Consider the following 20,161-nt stretch of genomic DNA (forward strand, 5'->3'; position numbering starts at 1 on the left):
GTGGCAGCTTGGGAGGCTAGGCACGTCACGCGTTGGCGGCGACCTTGGCGAAGGTAAGCACCTCGGCGGGCTTGCGATGGGGGAACGCCACGCCGAGGTTCCATGGGAAGATGTAATGGATCCAGCGATGCATGCGGATGACATAGGTCATCATCGCGCCCGTCAGCTGAACATATTCTTCCTTGGTGGACAGAGTGTCGAGCGCGTCGGAATAAGTCTGCCCGATCTGGTGCATGTTGGTGATGCCGAGATCGGTCATGAACTCGAACACATTGAACGTCCCGGTGAGAAATTCACGCGTCATTCGATTGAGCGTGGAGAGCTCCATGTCTTCATATTGGGAGATCTTCAGGAACCGATACATGACGTCGGCACCGGTGAGCATAAGATATGCTTCAAGATGGACGAGGACTGAAAACGACTGTTCCCCACTTCCCGCTCCGCTGTCGATTACGCCCCAGCGGATCTTCTGGATTTCTTCGGGCTCATTGAACCAGACCCGGTCGATCTCCTTTTCGATGAGGGTCTTGGCCTCTTTCCAGTCGCCTTCGAATTTGACAATTGCGGACATTATGCAGCCCTCCGGACGTTGATTTCGACGACATTGCGCCGTGGTTGCGCAATGGTCTGCTCCCAGACAAGCTCACCGAGCTGGCGCAATGCGGGCATGTCCTCTTCCACGATTTGCCCGAACTTGTTGACGTGGGCGCTTTCCGTAATGCGTCCATAGGTCATGCAGATGGTCTGACCAGGTGCATAAAGGTACACGGCTCCAGGTGAACGCTGGACCATATTGCTACGACCAAGATGTACGATGCGCGTCGGCATCCAGATTGCCTCGCCGGAGACCACGACATGGCCTAGGACGCTCTGAAGAGGAAGTTGAGAAAGCACTTGCTGCACGACGTCTGGATTGTCGTCCACGAGCAACTTTGCCCGGAACGACAGGCCTGTACCTGGCGCGTGGAATTCGAGAGTTTCAGGGGATGACATTGGGGTTCCTCGACGTGAATGAATGAAAATTTCCCGGGTCACCAAACTATGTATATATCCATTCACAATGTCAAGGAATGAAAATCTTCATTCGCTTTGGATGGCGAGGTGCCTGCCCCGACTCACGGGTAGGCGCCCCCTCTGCTCAATGTCACAGGTATTGAGATCGGATCTTCGTCGCCTTTCTGGGTATCCGGTTGGTCCCAACCGCCTCGGCCCAAAAAGCCTGGTTGCCGATTTCTGAATCAAAGCCTAGCGCGACGCTGGCATCGCAACAGGCCGTTCGATGGGAGTGGAGCTACCGCTGATTGCCACGATCGGACTACGCAAATGCGACGATCACGTCCGACCGGTGTGGTCTCGGAACGATCATCCAACACCCTGTGGGCGTTCGGGTCAGTAGGGGGGCCGTGTCCTGCCTGTCCGCTTCTAGGCGCGATACGCAAGAAAGCTGCCCTTTGCCGACGCAAGAGCCTCGCCAATCTCGCCAAGATTGCCGCCTTGCCCTGCTCAAATCTATACGTGGTAAGCTGCCATACATTCATGGGCAACCTGCCGTGCGGGAATATACGCTACGGCTCAAGCCGCCGACATAACGGCCGTAACTGGCCAAATCGACTCGACTGGCTGAGCTGAGCGAGGAAGTACTCCGTGCAGCAGGCAGCGGGAGCGCCCACCCGAAAGCCTATACGATCGAGCACTGGGGCGTCGGTCGAGGCGGCGGCACCCAGCGTGGGCGTGCCAGCTTGGCTGCATCTTGAAGTTGAGGTATCGATACGTTTTCCGCAGCAGGATCAGGGACGGCGATATGGAGTGGGAGAAGCTGCTTTGCAGCGAACGCCTCGGCGACAGCAGGTACGAGCAGAAGCCCGATCGGTCAATCTTCGTCCAGGACCATGACCGCATCGTCTTCTCGGCGCCTTTCCGTCGCCTCGCCAACAAGACGCAGGTCCAGCCGCTCTACGAGCACGACCATGTCCACCATCGGCTGATCCACTCCTTAGAAGTCAGCAGCGTCGGCCGTTCGCTGGCGATGCGGATCGGTGCCTGGCTCGAGGAGACCGGCCGGATCGAGCCTGGAGTGTCGAGCGACCTCGCCAGCATCGTCCAGGCGGCGTGCGCGGCCCACGACATCGGCAATCCGCCGTTCGGTCACTCGGGTGAGAAGGCGATGGGCGACTGGTTCGCCGAGCGGTTCGCCGATCCGAAAGGGATATTTGCGGAAATCGAAAAGCTCCATAGGGCTGAGTTCATCGACTTCGAGGGAAACGCGCAGGGTTTCCGCATTATCACGCGGCTGGAAATGTACCGCAACCAAGGCGGCATGCGGCTCTCTAAGGCCATGCTGGGCGCCTTCACGAAATACCCGGTCTCGGCGGCGGTCAAGTCAGCCATCGTGGGCAAGGGGAAGGCCCCCTACATCGGACTGAAGAAGTTCGGCCTATTCCGCTCGGAGGTCGACTTGTTCCTCGACGCGGCCAACACGCTCGGTCTTCCACGCCAAACCCACGACTCCGGGGCTTGGTGGAAGCGGCATCCCCTGGTGTTCCTCGTCGAGGCCGCCGACGACATCTGCTACAACATCGTCGATCTGGAGGACGCATTCACCACCGGTGAGCTCCCCTTCGAGACCGTCAAGCAACTTCTCCTCAAGGCAACGGGCAATTCCAACAAGGACGCGTCCGGCCTGAACCAAGCTGAGCACGTTGCAATGCTGCGCGCCGTGAGCATCGGTGCGGCCGTTAACGCTTGCCTCGAGGCGTTCAAGACACACTACGACGCGATCATGGCGGGCGAATTCTCAGGCTCGCTATGCGGCGCCGGTCCGATGGGCTCCGTCTTCGATGAGATGGAGACGCTCTCAAGGGATGAAGTGTTCACGGCCCGACGCAAGACCGAGTTGGAGGTGTCCGGCCGCCGTGTGATCGAAAACGTGATGTCCGGCGTCATGCCGGTCTTCGAAGATCTAGCCCGCGTCAATTGGAGAGCCGAGAAGCTCAAGCCCCACAACGTCCAGCTTATCCGAGCGCTCGACTTAGACATCCGCCATGTCGGCGATGCGGGTCAGGCTCTACACGCGCTCGCCGACTTCACCTCCGGAATGACCGACAGATACGCGGTTAGAATAGCTCGCATGCTGTCAGGGATCTAGGGTGCCAAGGCTTGCGCGACTAACTCAGCCCTTTGGAACGCTAGACTGCGCCTCAGGTGTCGCAATCAATGTGGCAGGCTGGTCGTGTTGGCTAGTGGCGACGCCCGAACAGAAGTTGTTGGAACCAAAAGCCGGATCGCAATGATTGTTGCTGGGGCGCTGACGGTCGGCTTGCGTCACTGATCACGAGTAAGCCAACGAACAATTTAGTGGTGCAGGCGCAACCTCCAGACCGGCGCCTACCAGCCGAATGACGAGATGAGTCCGTCGGTGTCCGGATTAAAGCAGAATTGGCACCCGGCCAGCTTCTTGCGCATAACGCGGGCACGGGCGATCGGCAGGTTCCACGGATCGACCCGCCAGTAGTTGGTGGAGCATTCGCCATTGAACGTACGCAGCATTTCCACCGCCATAAGGATGCCCGCCCAAGCAGACACAAATGCAAATGGCGCCAAGATCTGCCGACCTTCAGGAGTGGTGAGCGCCTGTTGCGCGCAGAGCTGGCGGAACAGGCTGTCAAAAGCCGAGCCAACGATCGCGTCTGGATCGATCTGCGGATATTTTTTGTTGATCGTGCCGGCGGCATCGGCGTCGATGAACCCTTTGCGCACGACATCGAGATCGACCCCCAGCCCAGCAGCGATGGCGCGCTCGCGCGAATGCTCCTCCGGCACATGGCTGTAGATGCAGGCAAGGCATGCATGGGCAGTCGGTAGGCTGTTGGAGTGCACGATGACGCCGCTCACATCCGTAGTGGACGCGTCGATTGTTGTGTGGGGAAACTCGTTCTGGATCGAGCGTCGCGTCGCACGGCTATCAACGGTGACGAACACCGTTTCCGGCGGCCGCGTCCTTCCCTTGAGCACTTCGCGCAGATCGCGGGGATCGGCAACGAGGGCTAGGCCGGCGAAGTCGGTCTTCGCTCGCCCCACGAGTGCGGCCGCCTTGTCGCTGCCGATGTCTTCCGGCTCGAGATAGAGGCACCGGTTGAGAACCCCTTCCTTCACGGTTTTCGGATCGACGACGGTCAACGTCCCACTGAGAACCAGATGCCGGGCCGCGTGCAGGAATCCGTGTGCGACGGCCCCGGCGCCCGCAACGAATGCATCGCGGAGCACGATCTCGCGTTCGAGCGCTCCAGGCGGCACGCCGAGGTCCGCGAAGTTGAACTTCATGGGAAGCCGGACCTCGGGAAGCGCTGCCGCACCGATAGCCGAATGGATCGCAACCGCGGAGACCGCGCACGCCGCAGCGGCGCCATAGAGGCCGTGTGGCTTAGATCCGCTGAGGAGTTTGCTCTCTTTTCCGACGAGCAAGCCGCTCGCATCGAGGTCTGCGAAAATGGCGCGTCCCGTGCTTCGGCCGTCGACCTTGCCGATAACGATTTCGAGGTTGCACCCGCTACCGTCATCCTCGGTCACCACATGCAAGGTCCGCTCAAGCACCCGCGCGAGCTCGAGCGCCCAGTCCGACTTCCAGCCAGCCTCCGCTGTTAGTAGGACCGTTCGATCGAGTTGTTCGGCTGCCTCGTCCTCGCCCACCCCGAGAAGCGATGCGAGCATCATGGCATTCTGTTGAGCGGCAGTCGTCACCTTGTGATCTCCATAACGGCGTCGGGTCCGACACCGGGTTGCAAGTCCCATTCTCCCGCCGGACCATTTGGGCGGGATGGTAAGCTGGACGGGACAGGGGAAGACCAGGACGTCACCAACTGAGCGCGGCCTCAGGCGTTAATTGGCCTGCTCCACACCTGCCAAGGCCAATCGAGCCAAGCCATTCGATGAGTAGCTGACACCGTCTCGAACAACGGTGATCTTAAAGCGAATAGCGGCAGGCAGACGTTTCTGAACCGTCCATTCCGTGGACCATTTCGCGGGTAGGGCGGTTCCGTCGAGATACTCGAATTCTACGCTTGTATCGCCACCCGACACTATGATGCGTTCTGCATCTGAGGTTGTATTCGCATTTCTTATCCGTCGCGGAAGGAGTTCGAGCATCAAGTCGTTGCCAACCTTATCGTCCGGCTTATCAGCGAAAATCGCTATCTGCCTCAAGGCCGATGAACCGAATCCGGTTACCTGAACGCCAACCAACTCCAGCCGTTGCGAACTTCCCGAAAGAAACAGCGTATTGCCTTGGGACGAGAGCTGCAACGGCAAGGGTTCCGCAGCTGAAATCAAGCCTTCTAGGAAGTCCGCGGCGGCGTCGATTTCCGTCTGAACTTCCGTGGCATTCGTAATTCTGATGATCGATCGCGCTTGGCCAAGGAAGACAATCATCAACGACGAAATCACCGCGACCAACGCAAGTGCGACGAGCATGTCGATCAAGGCAAAGCCGTCTGTGCCAGGCCGGCCTTGTCGGTCAGTTGCTTCCGGGCAATGGTAAGTTCGAGTTGCGGTGAACCTCCCCGCAGAGCTCAAAGCAGTCACTGCAGACGTCTCGCGGGTGCTGGAACGAATGTCAGGAACCGCTTATTGCCCGCGGTAGGTCCGACAGATGCGTTCGGCTCGATGCGAAGAGCAATGATGTGGCTGCCACCGATGTCGATCTCGCGCTCTTCCGTGTGAAAACCAGCAAGCCCGGTTTGAGCGGGGTTCGTATTTTCCGCGGCCGAACCAAGCTGGTGTAGCAAGATCGCCTCACGCAACTCCTTGATCGAGCGAAGTTGTGCTTCGGCGGTCACGATGTTCCGGCGAGCCAGTGCGATGGACTGACTGACCATTCCCAGGACCAGCGCCAGAATCGTAAAGGCGACGATCATTTCCAGTACGGAGAAGCCAGCTTCCTCAGATGTCGTGGGTGGTTGCATCAGCGGACCCGCCGTCTTGCAGAAAGGCCCGTCAGCCAATTGACCTCAATCTTCACCTCAGAGGCAGCGTCCTTGAGAAACAGATCAGCACCGGTTGCGCTGCCATTTGGAAGAAAGGCAAGCACGGCTTCGGATTCTGCCCGAACTGTCTCTTGCCCCGTCACGATCGTCAGTTCGACCTCCTGAGGGATGCTAAGCAAGGAGCTATCGGGAAAGCGGATTTGCCTCGCGCCTGGCGCAATGACAATCGATTGTGGTGATGCTCGAGCAATTGCCATTGTCCTGGACACGCGGAGCCGGGATACGATCTCACGAGATATCGTTTCCGCGTTTTGCGATCGTGAACTTGCCTGAATGCTTGGAAAAGCTAACGCTGCCACGAGCGCGACAATTGCCAAGGCGACGAGGAGTTCAACAAGCGTGAACCCTTCCTCGTTTCCAGCTTTGACAAAGGTCGGAATTGTCATTTGAGCGCCAGATCGTTGATGCTCAAGATGGTCGTCATGACCGAGACTACCAGGCTGCCGACGACGAGCCCCATCGAAATTGTCATGATGGGGGTCAACAGCTTCAGCAGCGCTTCGATCTGGCTGGTCACCCGCATCTGAAGCATTTCCGCGGCACGCTCAAGGACTGCGGGAAGCGCATTAGCTTCTTCGCCGATGCTGATGAGTGAGACAGTCGCTTGCTCGAACAATGGCTGGCCTGCGATGGCGTCATTGAGCTTGGAGCCGTTCGCAACGCTTTCTTTGATGTCTGCAAAATGCGGGCGCAATCCTGCTTGCGCGACCGTGTCGCCGGCGAGCTTGAGCGCATCCAGCATCGTCACGCCATTGGCAAGCAGCAACGAGAGCGTTTGAAGGTAGCGGGCAACAGCCATCCTCTTGATCAATTGGCCGAGCAGTGGTGTCTTCAATAGCGCCTCAGATGCAAGATTCTGCATGCGAGTGGATCGCGACATCCCAAAAAAGGCCAGCAGGCAGATCAATACGATCAATGGGAAGACCGCGGGATAGTCGATGAACGTGTTCCGCAGCGATGCAAGCATCGACATGACAAGTGGCTTATCGGACGTTGAGCCTTCAAAGATTGGCTCCAGTGCAGGAACGAGCACGGCCGCGAGCACGAAGAGTGCGCCAACCATTACGATCAACAGGAACGCCGGATAGGTCAGCGCCTCGATGATCGCTGTCTTCCGTCTGGCGCTCGCTTGATATGACTCTGCGAGCTTCTGACAGACCAGCGCGATCTTCCCGCTCTTTTCGCCACTGGACAGCAGAGCAATCGTCGTTGGCGACATCGCCGGCAAGGTGGCAAAGGCCTCTGCAACAGACCGGCCACTGACGATCAGATCGTGGATGCTTTGAAGGTGCCCTTGCCTGGCGCGATTGCCTTCGCTTGCAATCACGGCCGCAAGCGCGCGGTCGATTGTGAAACCCGCATTGAGCAACACGGACAGGTCGGCAAACAGCCGCTCAGGCTTAACTTTTTGCGAAAACAAAGCAAACGATGACGGCCTGGCTGCGCTTTGGTCTGTTTTGGTTGGTGCCAAATAATACGGTCGGCACCCTCGTTTGCTAAGGTCTCGCGCGGCGTCCTGTTTCGTAGCGGCCTCCAAGAGCCCGCTTTCGTCAGTGCCATCGGCCAAGTAGGCGCGGTAGCGGAATGTAGGCATCAGCTGCTGCCACCATAGTCCAGCACCCGTCGAACTTCCTCGATCGTCGTCGTGCCGCCGGCGCTCAAAGACATGGCATGCGCCCGCATTCTGGTCATACCGGTTTTTGCTGCGGCCAGTTCAATCTCGGCTTCGCTAGCGCCCGCATCGATGAGCGCTGCAATTTCGGGAGACACGTGCAGCATCTCATAGGTTACTGTTCGCCCGCGATATCCAGTGCCGTTACATCGTGTACAAGCTGCCACCTCGTCAGACACTGGTTCGCTACGTGCAGTCGTGCATTCTGAACAGCAGCACCTCAACAACCTCTGCGCAATGACACCCTTGATCGTCGAACCAAGCAAATAGCCTTCGATGCCCATATCCCGAAGCCGTGTCAGTGCCCCGGCAGCGCTGTTGGTGTGAAGCGTTGAAAACACCAGATGGCCTGTCAGTGCGGCCTGGATGGCAATCTGAGCGGTCTCACGGTCGCGAATCTCGCCAATCAAAATCGTATCGGGGTCCTGGCGAAGAACCGATCGGAGGGCGGTTGCAAAATCGAGATCAATGGCCGGGTTAATCTGCAACTGGGTGATGCCGTTCAGTCGGTACTCGACCGGGTCTTCAACGGTGAACACCTTGACGTCGGGTTTCGAAAACTCTGACAAGATTGAGTAGAGCGTCGTGGTCTTGCCGCTGCCGGTTGGCCCAGTAACGAGCACGATGCCGTTTGCCGATTGTGCCATGCGCGCAATGTTTCGTTGCGCATCACCGTCATAGCCAAGCTTGCCCAATCTTAGCTCGACAGATGCACGATCGAGAATTCGCAGCACCATCGTCTCACCGTGAACCGATGGGACAATGGACACGCGAAGGTCGACATCTCTGCCCCTGACGGCAATGCGCATCCTGCCGTCCTGCGGTAGCCGCCGCTCAGCGATGTTCAGCCGCGACAGGATCTTTACGCGCGTTGAGATGCCGGCCTCTGATCATGCCGATATCGCTCGTCACCGCCCCCCTTGGCGCGCGTATGGCCCATGCTGCCTCCAAACGCGCGCTCGAAGTGTCCTTCGGCGTCTTCCTGCTCGCCGTCTCGGCCCAGTTCGCCTGGTCGCTGCTGGCATAGCGGGAGCACGGCACCGCTTCGGGCTCGCTATCGAACAGGGGAGCGCGCCGATCTCATTCGCCAGCCGGGACACTCTGGCCGTTCGTCGGTTCGGATGTCGATCCTTTGCTCCGCCAACCGAACCTGTTGACTCCTCCCATATTAATTTCTAAAGTTTAGAAAATAATATGGGAGGAACCGGATGGGTGTTCATCACGGCCATATCTTGCGCATCCTCAGGGATGAAGGACCGCAGTCGCGGGCCGACCTGTCGCGCCGGTCGAAGCTGTCGGCGACGACGCTGACCCATGTCACGGCTGCCCTGCTGCGTGATGGCTCGATCCTCGAAGGCGACACCAGCCTGCCCAACGGCGTGGTCGGCCGCCCCGCTCAGGCGGTGAAGCTGGCGCCCGACGCCCGCAGCGTCGCCGGCGTCCATATCGGCGCCGGCAATGTGCAGGTGGCGATCACCGATCTCCTCGCCCGCCCCAAGGCCACCGCCGCCTTCGCCTTCGACACCGAGGCTGCCGATCCCGACGAGATCGTCGGTCAGGTGTCGAAGACTGTCACCGAGCTTGCCGCCGAAGTGCAGGTCGAGACCAGCAGACTGCTTGGCGTCGGCATCGGCGTGCCCGGCCCGGTCGATCCGGCGCGCCGCACGGCGCTCGCCTCGATCAATGTCGGCTGGCGCAACGTGCCGCTCGCCGACAAGCTCGAAGATGCGCTTCGACTGCCGACGACGGTCGAACACAATGTCAGCGCCATGGCTCTGGCCGAAAGCCACTACGGCATCGGCAAGAATGTGCCGGCCCTGCTCTACATCTACCTGCGCACCGGCCTTGGCGCCGGATTGATGGTCGATGGCGCGCCGTTCAGGCCGGGCGGCCATGGTGCGGTCGAACTCGGCCACATCCAGATCGTGGCCGAGGGCAAGCGCTGTGCCTGCGGCAATGTCGGCTGCCTCGAAACCTTCGTCTGCGAGCGCGCTTTGATGGACGCCGCCGGCCTCAAGGGCGCGGCGCCCGACAACCTGCTCGCCAGGGTCGAGCAGAACACCGCCGCCTGGGACGTCGTCGTTCGCCACCTCACCACCGCGCTCGCCAGCGCCGTCAACATATTGAGCCCCGACCTGATCGTCTTCGGCGGTCATCTCGGCGACGCGCCGCAATCACTGTTCGAGCGGCTGGAACGGGACCTGCCGCTCCGCATCATGCCGCATATGCGCGACATATTGAGCATCCGCCGCGCCACGTTCGGAGCGCAGTCCGGCGCCATCGGCGGCGCGGCCGTTGCACTCGACCAGTTCTTCTATTCGGGAGCACTCCATTGAGCGCCGCCTCGTCGACCGTCGCGGCCTCCACTGGCACGCTTCTTTCGCGCGTCGGACCACACCTCCCCGGCCTCGCTCTCAACGCCCTCGCCTTCCTCGTCGGCCTCGCCATCTGGTGGGCGATCACGGCAGCCAAGCTGGTTGTCCTGCCCGGGCCGCAGGAAGTGTTCGTCCGCGCCATCGAACTCGCCGCCAACGGCCAGCTCGCGCTCGACATCTTCTCCAGCCTCAAGCGCGTGCTCACAGGCTTCCTGCTCGGCGCAGCACTCGCCATCCCGGTCGGCTTCCTGATGGGCTGGTACAAGATCGCCCGCGCGCTGATCGAACCTTACGTCCAGTTCTTCCGCATGATCCCGCCGCTGGCGGTTATCCCGCTCGCCATCGTCACCATGGGCATCGACGAGGCCCCCAAGATCTTCGTCATCTTCCTTGCCTCGTTCCTGTCCTGCGTCGTCGCCACCTATCAGGGAGTCATCAGCGTCGACCGCACTTTGATCAACGCAGCCCGCGTGCTCGGTGCCAGCGACAGGGTCATATTCCCGCGGGTCGTCATCCCGGCGTCGACCCCCTTCATCCTCGTCGGCGTCCGCATCGGCCTGGGATCGGCCTGGGCAACTGTCGTCGCGGCCGAGCTGATCGCGGCGCAGTCGGGCCTCGGCTTCCGGATGCAGCAGGCCCAGCTCTATTACGACCTGCCGACCATCTTCGTCAGCCTGATCACCATCGGCGTGCTCGGCCTGCTGATGGATCGCCTGCTTCAGGCGACCGAACGCCGCCTCACCAGTTGGCAGGAGCGCGCCCAATGAGCCAGCCCAAGCTTTCCTTCCAGCCCAAACTTTCCTTCCAAAATGTCAGCCGCCGCTTCGGCGAAGGCGACAAGTCGTTCCTGGCGCTTGACCGGCTCAACCTCGACATCGCCGACGGCGAGTTCGTCACCGTCGTCGGCCCGTCCGGCTGCGGCAAGTCGACGGCGATGAACATCGCCGCCGGCCTGATGGACGTCTCCGACGGCAAGGTTCTCGTCGACGGCAGGCCGGTCAGCGGCCCGGGGCCGGAACGGGGCGTCATCTTCCAGCAATACGCCCTGTTCCCGTGGCTGACGGTGCGCCAGAACGTCGAGTTCGGACTGCGCATCAAGGGCCTGCCGGCGTCGGAGCGGCGCCGCATCTCCGACCATTTCATCGGGCTGGTCGGGCTCCGCGATTTCGCCGACGCGCTGCCCAAGACTCTGTCGGGCGGCATGAAGCAGCGCTGCGCGATTGCCCGCGCCTATGCCGTCGACCCGACGATGCTTTTGATGGACGAGCCGTTCGGCGCGCTCGACGCGCTGACCCGGGTGCACATGCAGGACCAGTTGCTCGACACCTGGAGCCGCGAGCGCCGCACCGTCTTCTTCATCACCCATGACGTCGACGAGGCGGTCTATCTCGCCAACCGCGTCATCGTCATGGCCGCCCGGCCCGGGCGCCTGCACAAGATCATACCGGTCAACCTGCCGGCCGAGCGCAACGAGGATGTGCGCCTGTCCAAGGAATTCACCGAGATACGCAACCAGGTCTGGCACTCGGTCTACCACCAGAAGCCGCAGGTCGAGGCCTGACACCAAAGGGAGGACTACAATGAAGATCAAACTGACCAGGCGCGGCTTTCTCGCCGCAACCGGAAGCGCGCTGGCCGCACCCGCAGTGTTGTCGCTCGGCAGTCCGGCCCGCGCACAGGCCAAGCCGGTGCGCGTCGGCTACATCGCCGACTATTTCGGCACCAGCCTGACAGCCGTTGCCAGCGACCAGGGCCTGTGGGCCAAACATGGCCTCGAACCGGAACTCAAGGTGTTCACCAACGGTCCTATCCAGGTCCAGGCGCTCGGCGCCGGCAGCCTCGACTTCGGTTATGTCGGTCCCGGCGCCTTGTGGCTGCCCGCCTCTGGCAAAGCCAAGATCGTCGCCATGAACGCGCTTGGCCTGTCCGATCGCGTCATCGCCCAGGCCGGTTTCAACTCGATGGCCGACCTCAAGGGCAAGAAGGTCGGCGTGCCCGAGGGCACATCCGGCGACATGCTGCTGCGCCTCGCGCTCGCCAAGGCAGGCATGCAGCTCTCCGACGTCGAGGTGGTCAAGATGGACCCGAGCACCGTGGTCTCGGCCTTCGCCTCCAAGCAGATCGACGGTGCCGGCATCTGGTACCCGCTTGTCGGCGTCATCAAGAAGACCGTGCCCGACCTGGTCGAGGTCGCCCAGAGTGCCGATTTCTTTCCCGCCAATTCCTTCCCCTCGGCCTTCGTCGCCCGTAACGAGGTTGCAGCGGAAGATCAGGACACGGTCAGGAAGATGATCGCCGTGCTCAAGGACGCCAACGACTTCCGTGCCGCCGACGTTCCGCGCTCGGTCGATATCACCGCCAAATTCCTCGGCGTTCCGGCAGACCCGCTGGTAACCGAGAGCAAGAACGGCAAGTACCTGACCAGTGCCGAACTTGCCGCCGCCACCAAGGACGGCACCGTCGCCGGCTGGCTCAAGGGCCTCAACGAGCAGTTTGTCGCTTTCGGCAAGCTGAAGGACCCGCTCGATCCGAAGGACTACTATCTCGGCGATCTCTACGCCGGCTGATCGAGTCTGCTTGCCTCGCCGCTTTGGCGGCGGGGCCTTTCCCGACCTCTCCCATCCAAGCGTGACCCCATGAACGTTCTCTACATCGACATCGACAGTCTCCGCCGCGACCATCTCGGCTGCTACGGCTACCACCGCAACACCTCGCCTGCGATCGACGCTCTGGCGGCAGACGGCATCCGCTTCGAGAACGTCTATGTCTCCGACGTGCCCTGCCATCCGTCGCGCACCGCTCTCTGGAGTGGCCGGCACGGGTTGCGGACGGGCGTCGTCGGTCATGGCGGCACCGCCTGCGAACCTTTTCGGGAGGGTGCTGAGCGCGCCTGGGCCGGCACCTTCTACGAGGAAGGCTGGATGAAGGCGCTGCGCGACCTCGGCTACCACACCGCCACGATCTCGTCCTTCGGCGAGCGCCATGGCTGCTGGCATTGGTATGCCGGCTTCAACGAGATGTTCAATCCCGGCCAGGGTGGCATGGAGAATGCCGACGACGTCGTCCCGGTGGCCGTCGACTGGCTGCGCCGCAACGGCAAGTCCAGGAAATGGTTCCTGCATGTCAATGTCTGGGATCCGCACACCCCCTACCGCGTACCTGAAAGCTTCGGCGACCCGTTCAGGGACGATCCGATCCCGTCATGGATGACGCGCGAGGTCCTTGCCGAGCAGATGAAAGGCTATGGCCCACACAGCCCGATGGAGCCGCGCGGCTATGACGCCGATCCCTCCGGCTACCCTCGCATGCCCGTCCCCATCGATGACCTCGCAAAGGCCAAGGCCTGGTTCGACGGCTACGACACTGGCGTCAGATATGCTGACGACCATGTCGGCATGCTGGTCGCCACGCTGAAGGACCTCGGCCTGTTCGACGACACCATCATCGTCATCGGTGCCGACCATGGCGAGAACATGGGTGAACTCAACGTCTGGGCCGACCACCAGACCGCGGACGAATACACCTGCAACGTGCCGCTGGTCATGCGCTGGCCCGGTGTCGCCGACATGCGCGGCGTCAACGAGGGCCTGCACTATCACTTCGACTGGGCAGCGACCCTGATCGACAAGCTCGGCGGTAAGGTGCCCGAGGTCTGGGACGGCAAGTCCTTCGCGCCTGCTCTGGCAGCGGGTGAACAGGGTGGCCGCGACTTTCTGGTGCTGTCGCAGGGCGCATGGGCGGTGCAGCGTGGCGTGCGCTTCCGCAGCGAGGATGCCGACTGGCTGATGCTGCGCACCTACCACGACGGCTACAAGGACCTCGAACCGATCGAGCTCTACAACCTGACCTACGACCCGCACGAGCAGCACGACCTCGCCGTCGAGCGGCCCGACATCGTCGCCCATGCGAGCAAGCTCCTGGAGGACTGGCGTTCGGCCACGCTTGCCCGCAGCGAGACCGACGTCGACCCGCTGGTAACCGTCCTGCGCGAGGGCGGTCCCTATCACTGCAAGGGCGAGTTGCCGGCCTATCTCGAACGCCTGAGGGCCACCGGCCGCGCCCATCACGCGGACAAGCTGGAAGAGCGCCATCCCGGCCCGAAGGCGCGGACGGCAACGACGCGCTAGCGCAATTCCAGGAAAAGTGTGCAGCGGTTTTCCGTCCGGAATTGCGCAAAAGCAGGAAGATAGAAAGGTTCCGCGGTTCGAAGAAAAGCGGAACCTCGCTAACGACGGCACGGACCCCGCCGGGCAAATCGTTCCGTTTCCGCGACGGCTTGTCCGGCTGTCTTCTGCGGCGCACCAGGCACTATGCGATGAGCAGGCTGAGCGCTGTCAGGCCGGTCGGGCGCACACCGTCGAGCGCGTCAGAAAACGCTTCTCGCGGCCGTTGTCGAGCGAGAACATGCCGCCGCGCCCCGGCACGACGTCGATGATCAGGTCGGTATGTTTCCAGGCCTCGTATTGGGAGGCGCTGATGTAGACAGGCGTTTCGCCGATGGTGCCCAGCCGCACGTCGTTGTCGCCGACGATGAAGTCGGAGCGCGGATAGCACATCGGCGACGAGCCGTCGCAACAGCCGCCGGACTGGTGGAACAGCACCGGCCCATGGTCGGCGATGATCTCGTCGAGCAGGGCGACTGCTTCGACCGTGGCGGAGACCTTGTCGAGGGGAGGATGCGAGGGCATGGGCGGAGTTCCGGGTTAGCTTTCCTCTCCCCGTTCACGGGGAGAGGATGCCGGCAGGCAGGTGAGGGGCAGCGCAGACATTGGTGGTTCGAGCCGCCCCTCATCCGCCCCTTTCGGGCACCTTCTCCCCGCAAGCGCGGAGAAGGAAGAGGCTCAGAAAAACCCGAGCTTCTTCGGGCTGTAGCTGACCAGCATGTTCTTGGTCTGCTGGTAGTGGTCGAGCATCATCTTGTGCGTCTCGCGGCCGATGCCCGACTGCTTGTAACCGCCGAAGGCAGCGTGCGCCGGATAGGCGTGGTAGCAGTTGGTCCAGACTCGGCCGGCCTGAATGGCGCGGCCGAAGCGGTAGAGCCGGTTGGCGTCGCGGCTCCAGATTCCGGCGCCGAGGCCATAGAGCGTATCGTTGGCAATCGACAGCGCGTCATCATCGTCCTTGAAGGTGGTGACCGAGACAACCGGCCCGAAAATCTCCTCCTGGAAGATGCGCATCTTGTTGTGGCCCCTGAACACGGTCGGCTTGACGTAATAGCCGCCGGCAAGGTCGCCCGGCAGGTTGGCGCGTTCACCGCCGGCCAGCAGCTCGGCGCCTTCCTGGCGGCCGATGTCCATGTAGGACAGGATCTTCTCCAGCTGCTCCGACGAAGCCTGGGCGCCGATCATCGTCGCCGGGTCGAGCGGGTCGCCCTGGACGATCGCCTCGACGCGCTTCAGCGCCCGCTCCATGAACCTGTCGTAGATCTTCTCATGCACCAGCGCGCGGCTCGGGCAGGTGCAGACCTCGCCCTGGTTGAGCGCGAACATGACGAAGCCTTCGATCGCCTTGTCGAAGAAGTCGTCGTCTTCCGCTGTCACGTCCTGGAAGAAGATGTTGGGCGACTTGCCGCCAAGTTCGAGCGTCACCGGGATCAGGTTCTGCGAGGCATATTGCATGATCAGCCGGCCGGTCGTCGTTTCCCCGGTGAAGGCGATCTTGGCGATGCGCGGGCTCGACGCCAGCGGTTTGCCGGCCTCGAGGCCGAAGCCGTTGACGATGTTCAGCACGCCCTCGGGCAACAGGTCGCCGATCAGGTCGGCCCACAGCATGATGGTGGCGGGCGTCTGCTCAGCCGGCTTCAGCACCACGCAGTTGCCGGCAGCGAGCGCCGGTGCCAGCTTCCAGCAGGCCATCAGCAGTGGGAAGTTCCACGGAATGATCTGGCCGACGACGCCGAGCGGCTCGTGGAAGTGATAGGCGACAGTGTCGTCGTCGATCTGCGACAGGCTGCCTTCCTGGCCGCGCAGCGCGCCGGCGAAGTAGCGGAAATGGTCGATGGCAAGCGGCACGTCGGCGACGGTCGTCTCGCGGATCGGCTTGCCATTGTCCCAGGTCTCGGCCAGCGCCAGAAGGTCGAGGTTTTCCTCCATACGATCGGCGATGCGATTGAGGATCAGCGCGCGGGTCGCAGGTGCTGTCTTGCCCCAGGCGTCCTTGGCCTTGTGGGCGGCGTCGAGTGCCGCCTCGATGTCGGCCGCATCGGAGCGGGCAACCTCGCCGAGCGGCCGGCCTGTGACAGGCGAGATGTTTTCGAAATAGCGGCCGGCCTTCGGCGCTACCCAGGCACCGCCGATATAGTTGTCATAACGCTTGGCAAACGGCACCTTGGCGGTACGCGAGAATTCCACCTTGTTCATGCTCTTCCTCCCGAGAAGCAGCGCCGCGGCATGCGGCGCGTCGGGAGGCAGACTTGCCGGGACTTCGACAGTTGTCAGCCGGGCTGCAAGCGGGGCCCGTCGCGATGTGTCGCAGTTCTGCGACACATCTGCCAAACGCACTGGCAGCCGGCCGAAAGGCGGTGCCGGGACCTCAGATGTAGGAGGTGATCGCAGGCGGTTCCCACCACCTATTGTCGCGGCCATTGCCATAGTTGACGGGCGCCGCTGCAAGCTCGTTCGGATCGACGTCGTCGAGACATCCGATCTGGATGGCAACGAAGTCGCCGCCGATCGCCTCGACATGACCTTGGCTGAACGGCGCGCAGCCGCATGTCGAACAGAACAGATGATGCCCCTGCATGGTGCCGAAGCCGTAGTCGGTCATGGCGTCCTCGCCCGACAGCAGGCGAAACTGTGCCGGCTTGACCAGCGCGTTCCACGAGCGCCGCTTGGAGCAGATCGAACAGTTGCAGCGCGCAGTCCCTGCCGCGAGATCCATGTCAGCCTCGAAATGCACCTTGCCGCAATGACAGCTGCCCCGGTAAGTCTTGATCACGACGTCCTCCTCGATGAACTGGCCGCGACATACCACCCGGCTCCTGCCATCTTGATGTCAGGAGACTTGTCAGCATCCGTTGATTTCGTCAGGTGGCGCGGTGGAGATCGAGCCGGTTCATCTTGCGATGCAAGGTCGCGCGGCTGATGCCGAGCATACGCGCGGCAAGCGCGACATTGCCGCCGGCGCGGGCCAGCGCGCGCTGCAGCACGGCCCGCTCGGCCTCGCGCAATTCTCGCTCCGCCACCACGCTGCCGCCCAGCAGGTCGGCTGCCGGCATGGGTTTGGCAAAGCTTTCGGCGGTCAGCCCGAGCGCCAGCCTGGCGCTGCGCGTCGCGCCGATGACGAGATCGTCGGCATCGATGGCAAGCAGGGCGCCGGCGCTGCGTTCGGCCACCGGCGCCAGCATGATGCGGGCATCGGGGAAGGCGAGCCGGAAATTGTCGGCTTCGATGCGCCGGGCGGCGTCCCCCACCGCCAGCGCGATGAGGTTGACAAAGCCCTCGGTCAGGTCGGCACGGCAGGACGAGACGTCGAGCGCCGCGGCCAGCTTGCCTTCGTGGTCGAAGATCGGCGTGGTCGTACAGGACAAAGCCGTGTTGCGCGTCAGAAAATGCTGGCCGCGATGGATTGTCAGCGGTCGCTGCTCGACAAGGCAGGTACCAATGCCATTGGTGCCCTCGCTCTCCTCGCTCCACACCGTGCCGGTCCACAGTCCCCAGTCATGGAAGGTCTCGTCATCGGCCAGCGCACCGCGGCGCTCGACCGGCACGCCGTCGCGATCCGCCAGGAGCACGCAGCAGCCGACCCCGCCGACGGCGAGGTAGAGCCGGTCGAGGCTGGCCTGGGCGACCGCGATGAGCGGCTCGATGCGCTGCCGGGCGAACACGAGCTCGGATTCGGTCAAGCGTTTGGGCGGGCTGCGATGGGTCGGATCGAGATGGTGATGCGACGATCGCTGCCAGGACGCGACCAGTGCCGAACGCGCGGCCTCGCTCGACTTCAGGGCAGCCTGCACCTTGTCGGCATGCTCGGTGACTGCGGTGCCTCTCATCCTCTCCTCCGGTGGCGTCTGCACCTCTTCCCGTACCGCATAGTCGTTGCCTGCTTCCGAAATCGGGTCAAGTAGCCCTTAGACGTATGCGGATGCCGGCCGGCGGAGCCAACGCCCGCCGGCCGCGTGGTTTGACATCAGGACTTGTGATGGACCTCCTGCAACCCGTAGATGTCGGTTGCGATCCCTTCCTTGCGCGCCTTGAGCTGCAGCGACAGATACTGCGAATAATGCCTGGACTGGTGCAGGTTGCCGCCATGGAACCACAGCGCGTTTTGCCGGGTCGGCTTCCACATGTTGCGCTGTTCGCCTTCCCACGGCCCGGGATCCTTGGTCGTGCTCGAGCCAAGTCCCCAGCACTTGCCGACCTTGTCGGCGACGTCCTGGCTGATCAGGTCGGCGGCCCAGCCGTTCATCGAGCCATAGCCGGTGGCATAGACGATGAGGTCGGCTTCCAGCTCGCGCCCGTCTTCGAGCACGATCGAGGTCTCCGTCAGCTTCTCGACGCCGACACCGCTGACCAGCTTGATCCGGCCATCGGCAACCAGCTCGCAGGCGCCGACGTCGATGTAGTAGCCGGAGCCGCGCCGGAGGTACTTCATGAACAGGCCGGACTCGTCGTCTCCGAAGTCGAGCATGAAGCCGGCCTTCTCCAGCCGCTCGTAGAAGGCGGCGTCCTTCTCGCGGATCTTGTTGTAAATCGGCACCTGGAACTCGTGCATGATACGGTAGGGCAACGAGGCGAAGATCAGGTCCGCCTTACGTGTCGTCATGCCGGCAGCGACCGCGCGCTCGGAATAGAGATCGCCGAGCCCGATCTCCATCAGCGAGTCCGACTTGACGATGTGGGTCGAGGACCGCTGCAGCATGGTGACGTCGGCGCCACCCTCCCAGAGGGCCGCGCAGATGTCGTGCGCCGAGTTGTTGGAGCCGACAACGACAACCTTCTTGCCCCGGTAGGCATCGGGCCCCGGATGCTGGGAGGAATGCTGCTGCTCGCCCTTGAAGACGTCCTGCCCCTTGAACTTGGGAACATTCGCCTTGCCCGACATCCCCGTCGCCAGCACCAGCTGCTTCGGCTTCAGCACGATCTCCCGTCCGTCGCGCTCGACCACGACCGTCCACTCGCGCGTGGCCTCGTCATAGCTGGCGGACTTGCAACTGGTCGAGCTCCAGTAGTTGAGCTCCATCACCTTGGTGTACATCTCCAGCCAGTCGCCGATCTTGTCCTTCGGCGCAAAGACCGGCCAGTTCTCGGGGAACGGAATGTAGGGCAGGTGATCGTACCAGACCGGATCGTGCAGGCAGAGCGACTTGTAGCGCTTGCGCCAGCTGTCGCCCGGCCGCTCGTTGCGTTCGACGATGATGGTGGGCACGCCGAGCTGCCGCAGTCGGGCGCCCAGCGCGATGCCGCCCTGGCCGCCGCCAATGATGACGACATAAGGCTGCTCGGAGAAGCCGAGCTCTGCGGCCTCCGCCTCGCGCTTTTCCTTCCACGTCCGGCGGCCGGCGTCGCTGCCATGTTCGGCACCCATCGGACGCAGAAGGCCCTTGGGCTCTTCGTGACCCTTCAGCTCACTCATCGTCGTCAGCAGCGTCCAGATGAGACCGTTCTTGAGCCTGACATGGCCATAGCCGCGCGCCACTGCAGTCTCGAACTCGAACCAGCCGTCGGTGATGCCATCATTCTGGCTGGCAAGCTCCTTTTCGTCCTGGCGGAAGCGCCCCGGCTTGATCGATGCCAGCTGGCTCTTCAACATGTCGCGGATCTGGTCGTGGCCCTCCATGGTCTTGAGGTTCCAGGTAAACGTCACCAGGTCACGCCAGTAACAGTCTGCCTGGAACAGGTTCACCGCCGCTTCGATGTCGCCGCCGGCAAGCGCTTTTTCCAGCTTGGCGAGAATGTTGTCGATCTTGGTCTGCGGGCTGTCGTCGAGCATGTTGTTTTCCTCCGAATTGCCGATGATTGTTCAAATGGCGAGCGCGCGGTCTCGCGCTTTCCCGGGCGGTCCGGCCGGCGAGACGGATTCTCGTCTCCGGCTGTTCCGCAGCTTTCAGCAGGCCGTCGCGGCCCTGGCTGTTCGAC

General features: G+C 62.3%; 20 protein-coding genes. 7 read left to right on the forward strand and 13 right to left on the reverse strand.

Features of this window, described 5'->3' with window-relative positions:
- Nucleotides 1-25: 25 nt before the first annotated feature.
- On the reverse strand, nt 26-571 hold the full coding sequence (locus tag Amn_RS26060; RefSeq protein WP_286293771.1) for a cucumopine synthase-related protein: 546 nt from the start codon (nt 569-571) through the stop codon (nt 26-28).
- Nucleotides 571-993, reverse strand: coding sequence for a DUF3830 family protein (locus Amn_RS26065; RefSeq protein WP_286293772.1), 423 nt, complete (start codon nt 991-993; stop codon nt 571-573). The genes Amn_RS26060 and Amn_RS26065 overlap by 1 nt, the downstream gene beginning before the upstream one ends.
- 808 nt (nt 994-1,801) lie before the next feature.
- On the opposite strand from Amn_RS26065, the gene dgt reads away from it, so the two are divergent.
- On the forward strand, nt 1,802-3,145 hold the full coding sequence (gene dgt, locus Amn_RS26070) for a dGTP triphosphohydrolase (protein ID WP_286293773.1): 1,344 nt from the start codon (nt 1,802-1,804) through the stop codon (nt 3,143-3,145).
- Nucleotides 3,146-3,384: 239 nt separating this feature from the next.
- Here dgt and Amn_RS26075 read toward each other — a convergent pair whose 3' ends face one another.
- The 6 genes from Amn_RS26075 to Amn_RS26100 form a co-directional block, all read right to left on the reverse strand.
- Nucleotides 3,385-4,737: a ThiF family adenylyltransferase gene (locus Amn_RS26075; RefSeq protein ID WP_286293774.1), complete on the reverse strand. Its 1,353-nt coding sequence runs from the start codon at nt 4,735-4,737 to the stop codon at nt 3,385-3,387.
- A 138-nt stretch (nt 4,738-4,875) separates the two neighbouring features.
- Nucleotides 4,876-5,466, reverse strand: a complete 591-nt coding sequence (locus Amn_RS26080; protein WP_286298181.1) for a general secretion pathway protein GspJ — start codon at nt 5,464-5,466, stop codon at nt 4,876-4,878.
- Nucleotides 5,467-5,573: 107 nt separating this feature from the next.
- Nucleotides 5,574-5,957 carry a PulJ/GspJ family protein gene (locus Amn_RS26085; RefSeq protein WP_286293775.1) on the reverse strand — a complete coding sequence of 128 codons (384 nt, stop codon included), beginning with the start codon at nt 5,955-5,957 and terminating at the stop codon, nt 5,574-5,576.
- Entirely contained in the window at nt 5,957-6,424 is a 468-nt protein-coding gene (locus Amn_RS26090) for a GspH/FimT family pseudopilin (protein WP_286293776.1), read from the reverse strand. The genes Amn_RS26085 and Amn_RS26090 overlap by 1 nt, the downstream gene beginning before the upstream one ends.
- Nucleotides 6,421-7,632, reverse strand: coding sequence for a type II secretion system F family protein (locus Amn_RS26095; protein ID WP_286293777.1), 1,212 nt, complete (start codon nt 7,630-7,632; stop codon nt 6,421-6,423). The genes Amn_RS26090 and Amn_RS26095 overlap by 4 nt, the downstream gene beginning before the upstream one ends.
- Nucleotides 7,632-8,588, reverse strand: coding sequence for a GspE/PulE family protein (locus Amn_RS26100; RefSeq protein ID WP_353622438.1), 957 nt, complete (start codon nt 8,586-8,588; stop codon nt 7,632-7,634). The genes Amn_RS26095 and Amn_RS26100 overlap by 1 nt, the downstream gene beginning before the upstream one ends.
- Before the next feature lie 14 nt (nt 8,589-8,602).
- Here Amn_RS26100 and Amn_RS26105 point away from each other — a divergent pair, with 14 nt between their 5' ends.
- The 6 genes from Amn_RS26105 (at nt 8,603) to Amn_RS26130 (ending at nt 14,212) form a co-directional block, all read left to right on the forward strand.
- On the forward strand, nt 8,603-8,737 hold the full coding sequence (locus Amn_RS26105) for a hypothetical protein (protein WP_353622412.1): 135 nt from the start codon (nt 8,603-8,605) through the stop codon (nt 8,735-8,737).
- Between the two features lie 181 nt (nt 8,738-8,918).
- Nucleotides 8,919-10,046 carry an ROK family transcriptional regulator gene (locus Amn_RS26110; protein ID WP_192313321.1) on the forward strand — a complete coding sequence of 376 codons (1,128 nt, stop codon included), beginning with the start codon at nt 8,919-8,921 and terminating at the stop codon, nt 10,044-10,046.
- A 110-nt stretch (nt 10,047-10,156) separates the two neighbouring features.
- Complete coding sequence (locus Amn_RS26115; protein WP_371818650.1) at nt 10,157-10,852, forward strand: ABC transporter permease; 696 nt, start codon at nt 10,157-10,159, stop codon at nt 10,850-10,852.
- A complete protein-coding gene (locus tag Amn_RS26120; protein ID WP_067956241.1) occupies nt 10,849-11,646 on the forward strand; it encodes an ABC transporter ATP-binding protein in 798 nt (265 codons plus the stop codon). Before Amn_RS26115 ends, Amn_RS26120 begins: the two co-directional genes overlap by 4 nt.
- 31 nt (nt 11,647-11,677) lie before the next feature.
- Nucleotides 11,678-12,652: an aliphatic sulfonate ABC transporter substrate-binding protein gene (locus Amn_RS26125; RefSeq protein ID WP_371746551.1), complete on the forward strand. Its 975-nt coding sequence runs from the start codon at nt 11,678-11,680 to the stop codon at nt 12,650-12,652.
- A 69-nt stretch (nt 12,653-12,721) separates the two neighbouring features.
- Entirely contained in the window at nt 12,722-14,212 is a 1,491-nt protein-coding gene (locus Amn_RS26130) for a sulfatase family protein (protein WP_154387013.1), read from the forward strand.
- Nucleotides 14,213-14,419: 207 nt separating this feature from the next.
- Here Amn_RS26130 and Amn_RS26135 read toward each other — a convergent pair whose 3' ends face one another.
- From Amn_RS26135 to Amn_RS26155, 5 genes are all read right to left on the reverse strand, one after another.
- Nucleotides 14,420-14,773, reverse strand: coding sequence for a DUF779 domain-containing protein (locus tag Amn_RS26135; RefSeq protein ID WP_067956239.1), 354 nt, complete (start codon nt 14,771-14,773; stop codon nt 14,420-14,422).
- 153 nt (nt 14,774-14,926) lie between these two features.
- A complete protein-coding gene (gene adh / locus Amn_RS26140) occupies nt 14,927-16,444 on the reverse strand; it encodes an aldehyde dehydrogenase (RefSeq protein WP_067956238.1) in 1,518 nt (505 codons plus the stop codon).
- A 172-nt stretch (nt 16,445-16,616) separates the two neighbouring features.
- Complete coding sequence (locus Amn_RS26145) at nt 16,617-17,021, reverse strand: GFA family protein (RefSeq protein ID WP_067965970.1); 405 nt, start codon at nt 17,019-17,021, stop codon at nt 16,617-16,619.
- 88 nt (nt 17,022-17,109) lie between these two features.
- The gene (locus Amn_RS26150; protein WP_154387015.1) at nt 17,110-18,075 is read right to left on the reverse strand and encodes a helix-turn-helix domain-containing protein; all 966 of its coding nucleotides are present in this window, start codon (nt 18,073-18,075) and stop codon (nt 17,110-17,112) included.
- A gap of 137 nt (nt 18,076-18,212) precedes the next feature.
- Nucleotides 18,213-20,015, reverse strand: a complete 1,803-nt coding sequence (locus Amn_RS26155) for an NAD(P)/FAD-dependent oxidoreductase (protein WP_154387016.1) — start codon at nt 20,013-20,015, stop codon at nt 18,213-18,215.
- Nucleotides 20,016-20,161: the final 146 nt, after the last annotated feature.

It is taken from the genome of Aminobacter sp. Y103A, from assembly GCF_030294925.1.
In the GTDB taxonomy this organism is placed as follows: Bacteria; Pseudomonadota; Alphaproteobacteria; order Rhizobiales; family Rhizobiaceae; genus Aminobacter; species Aminobacter ciceronei.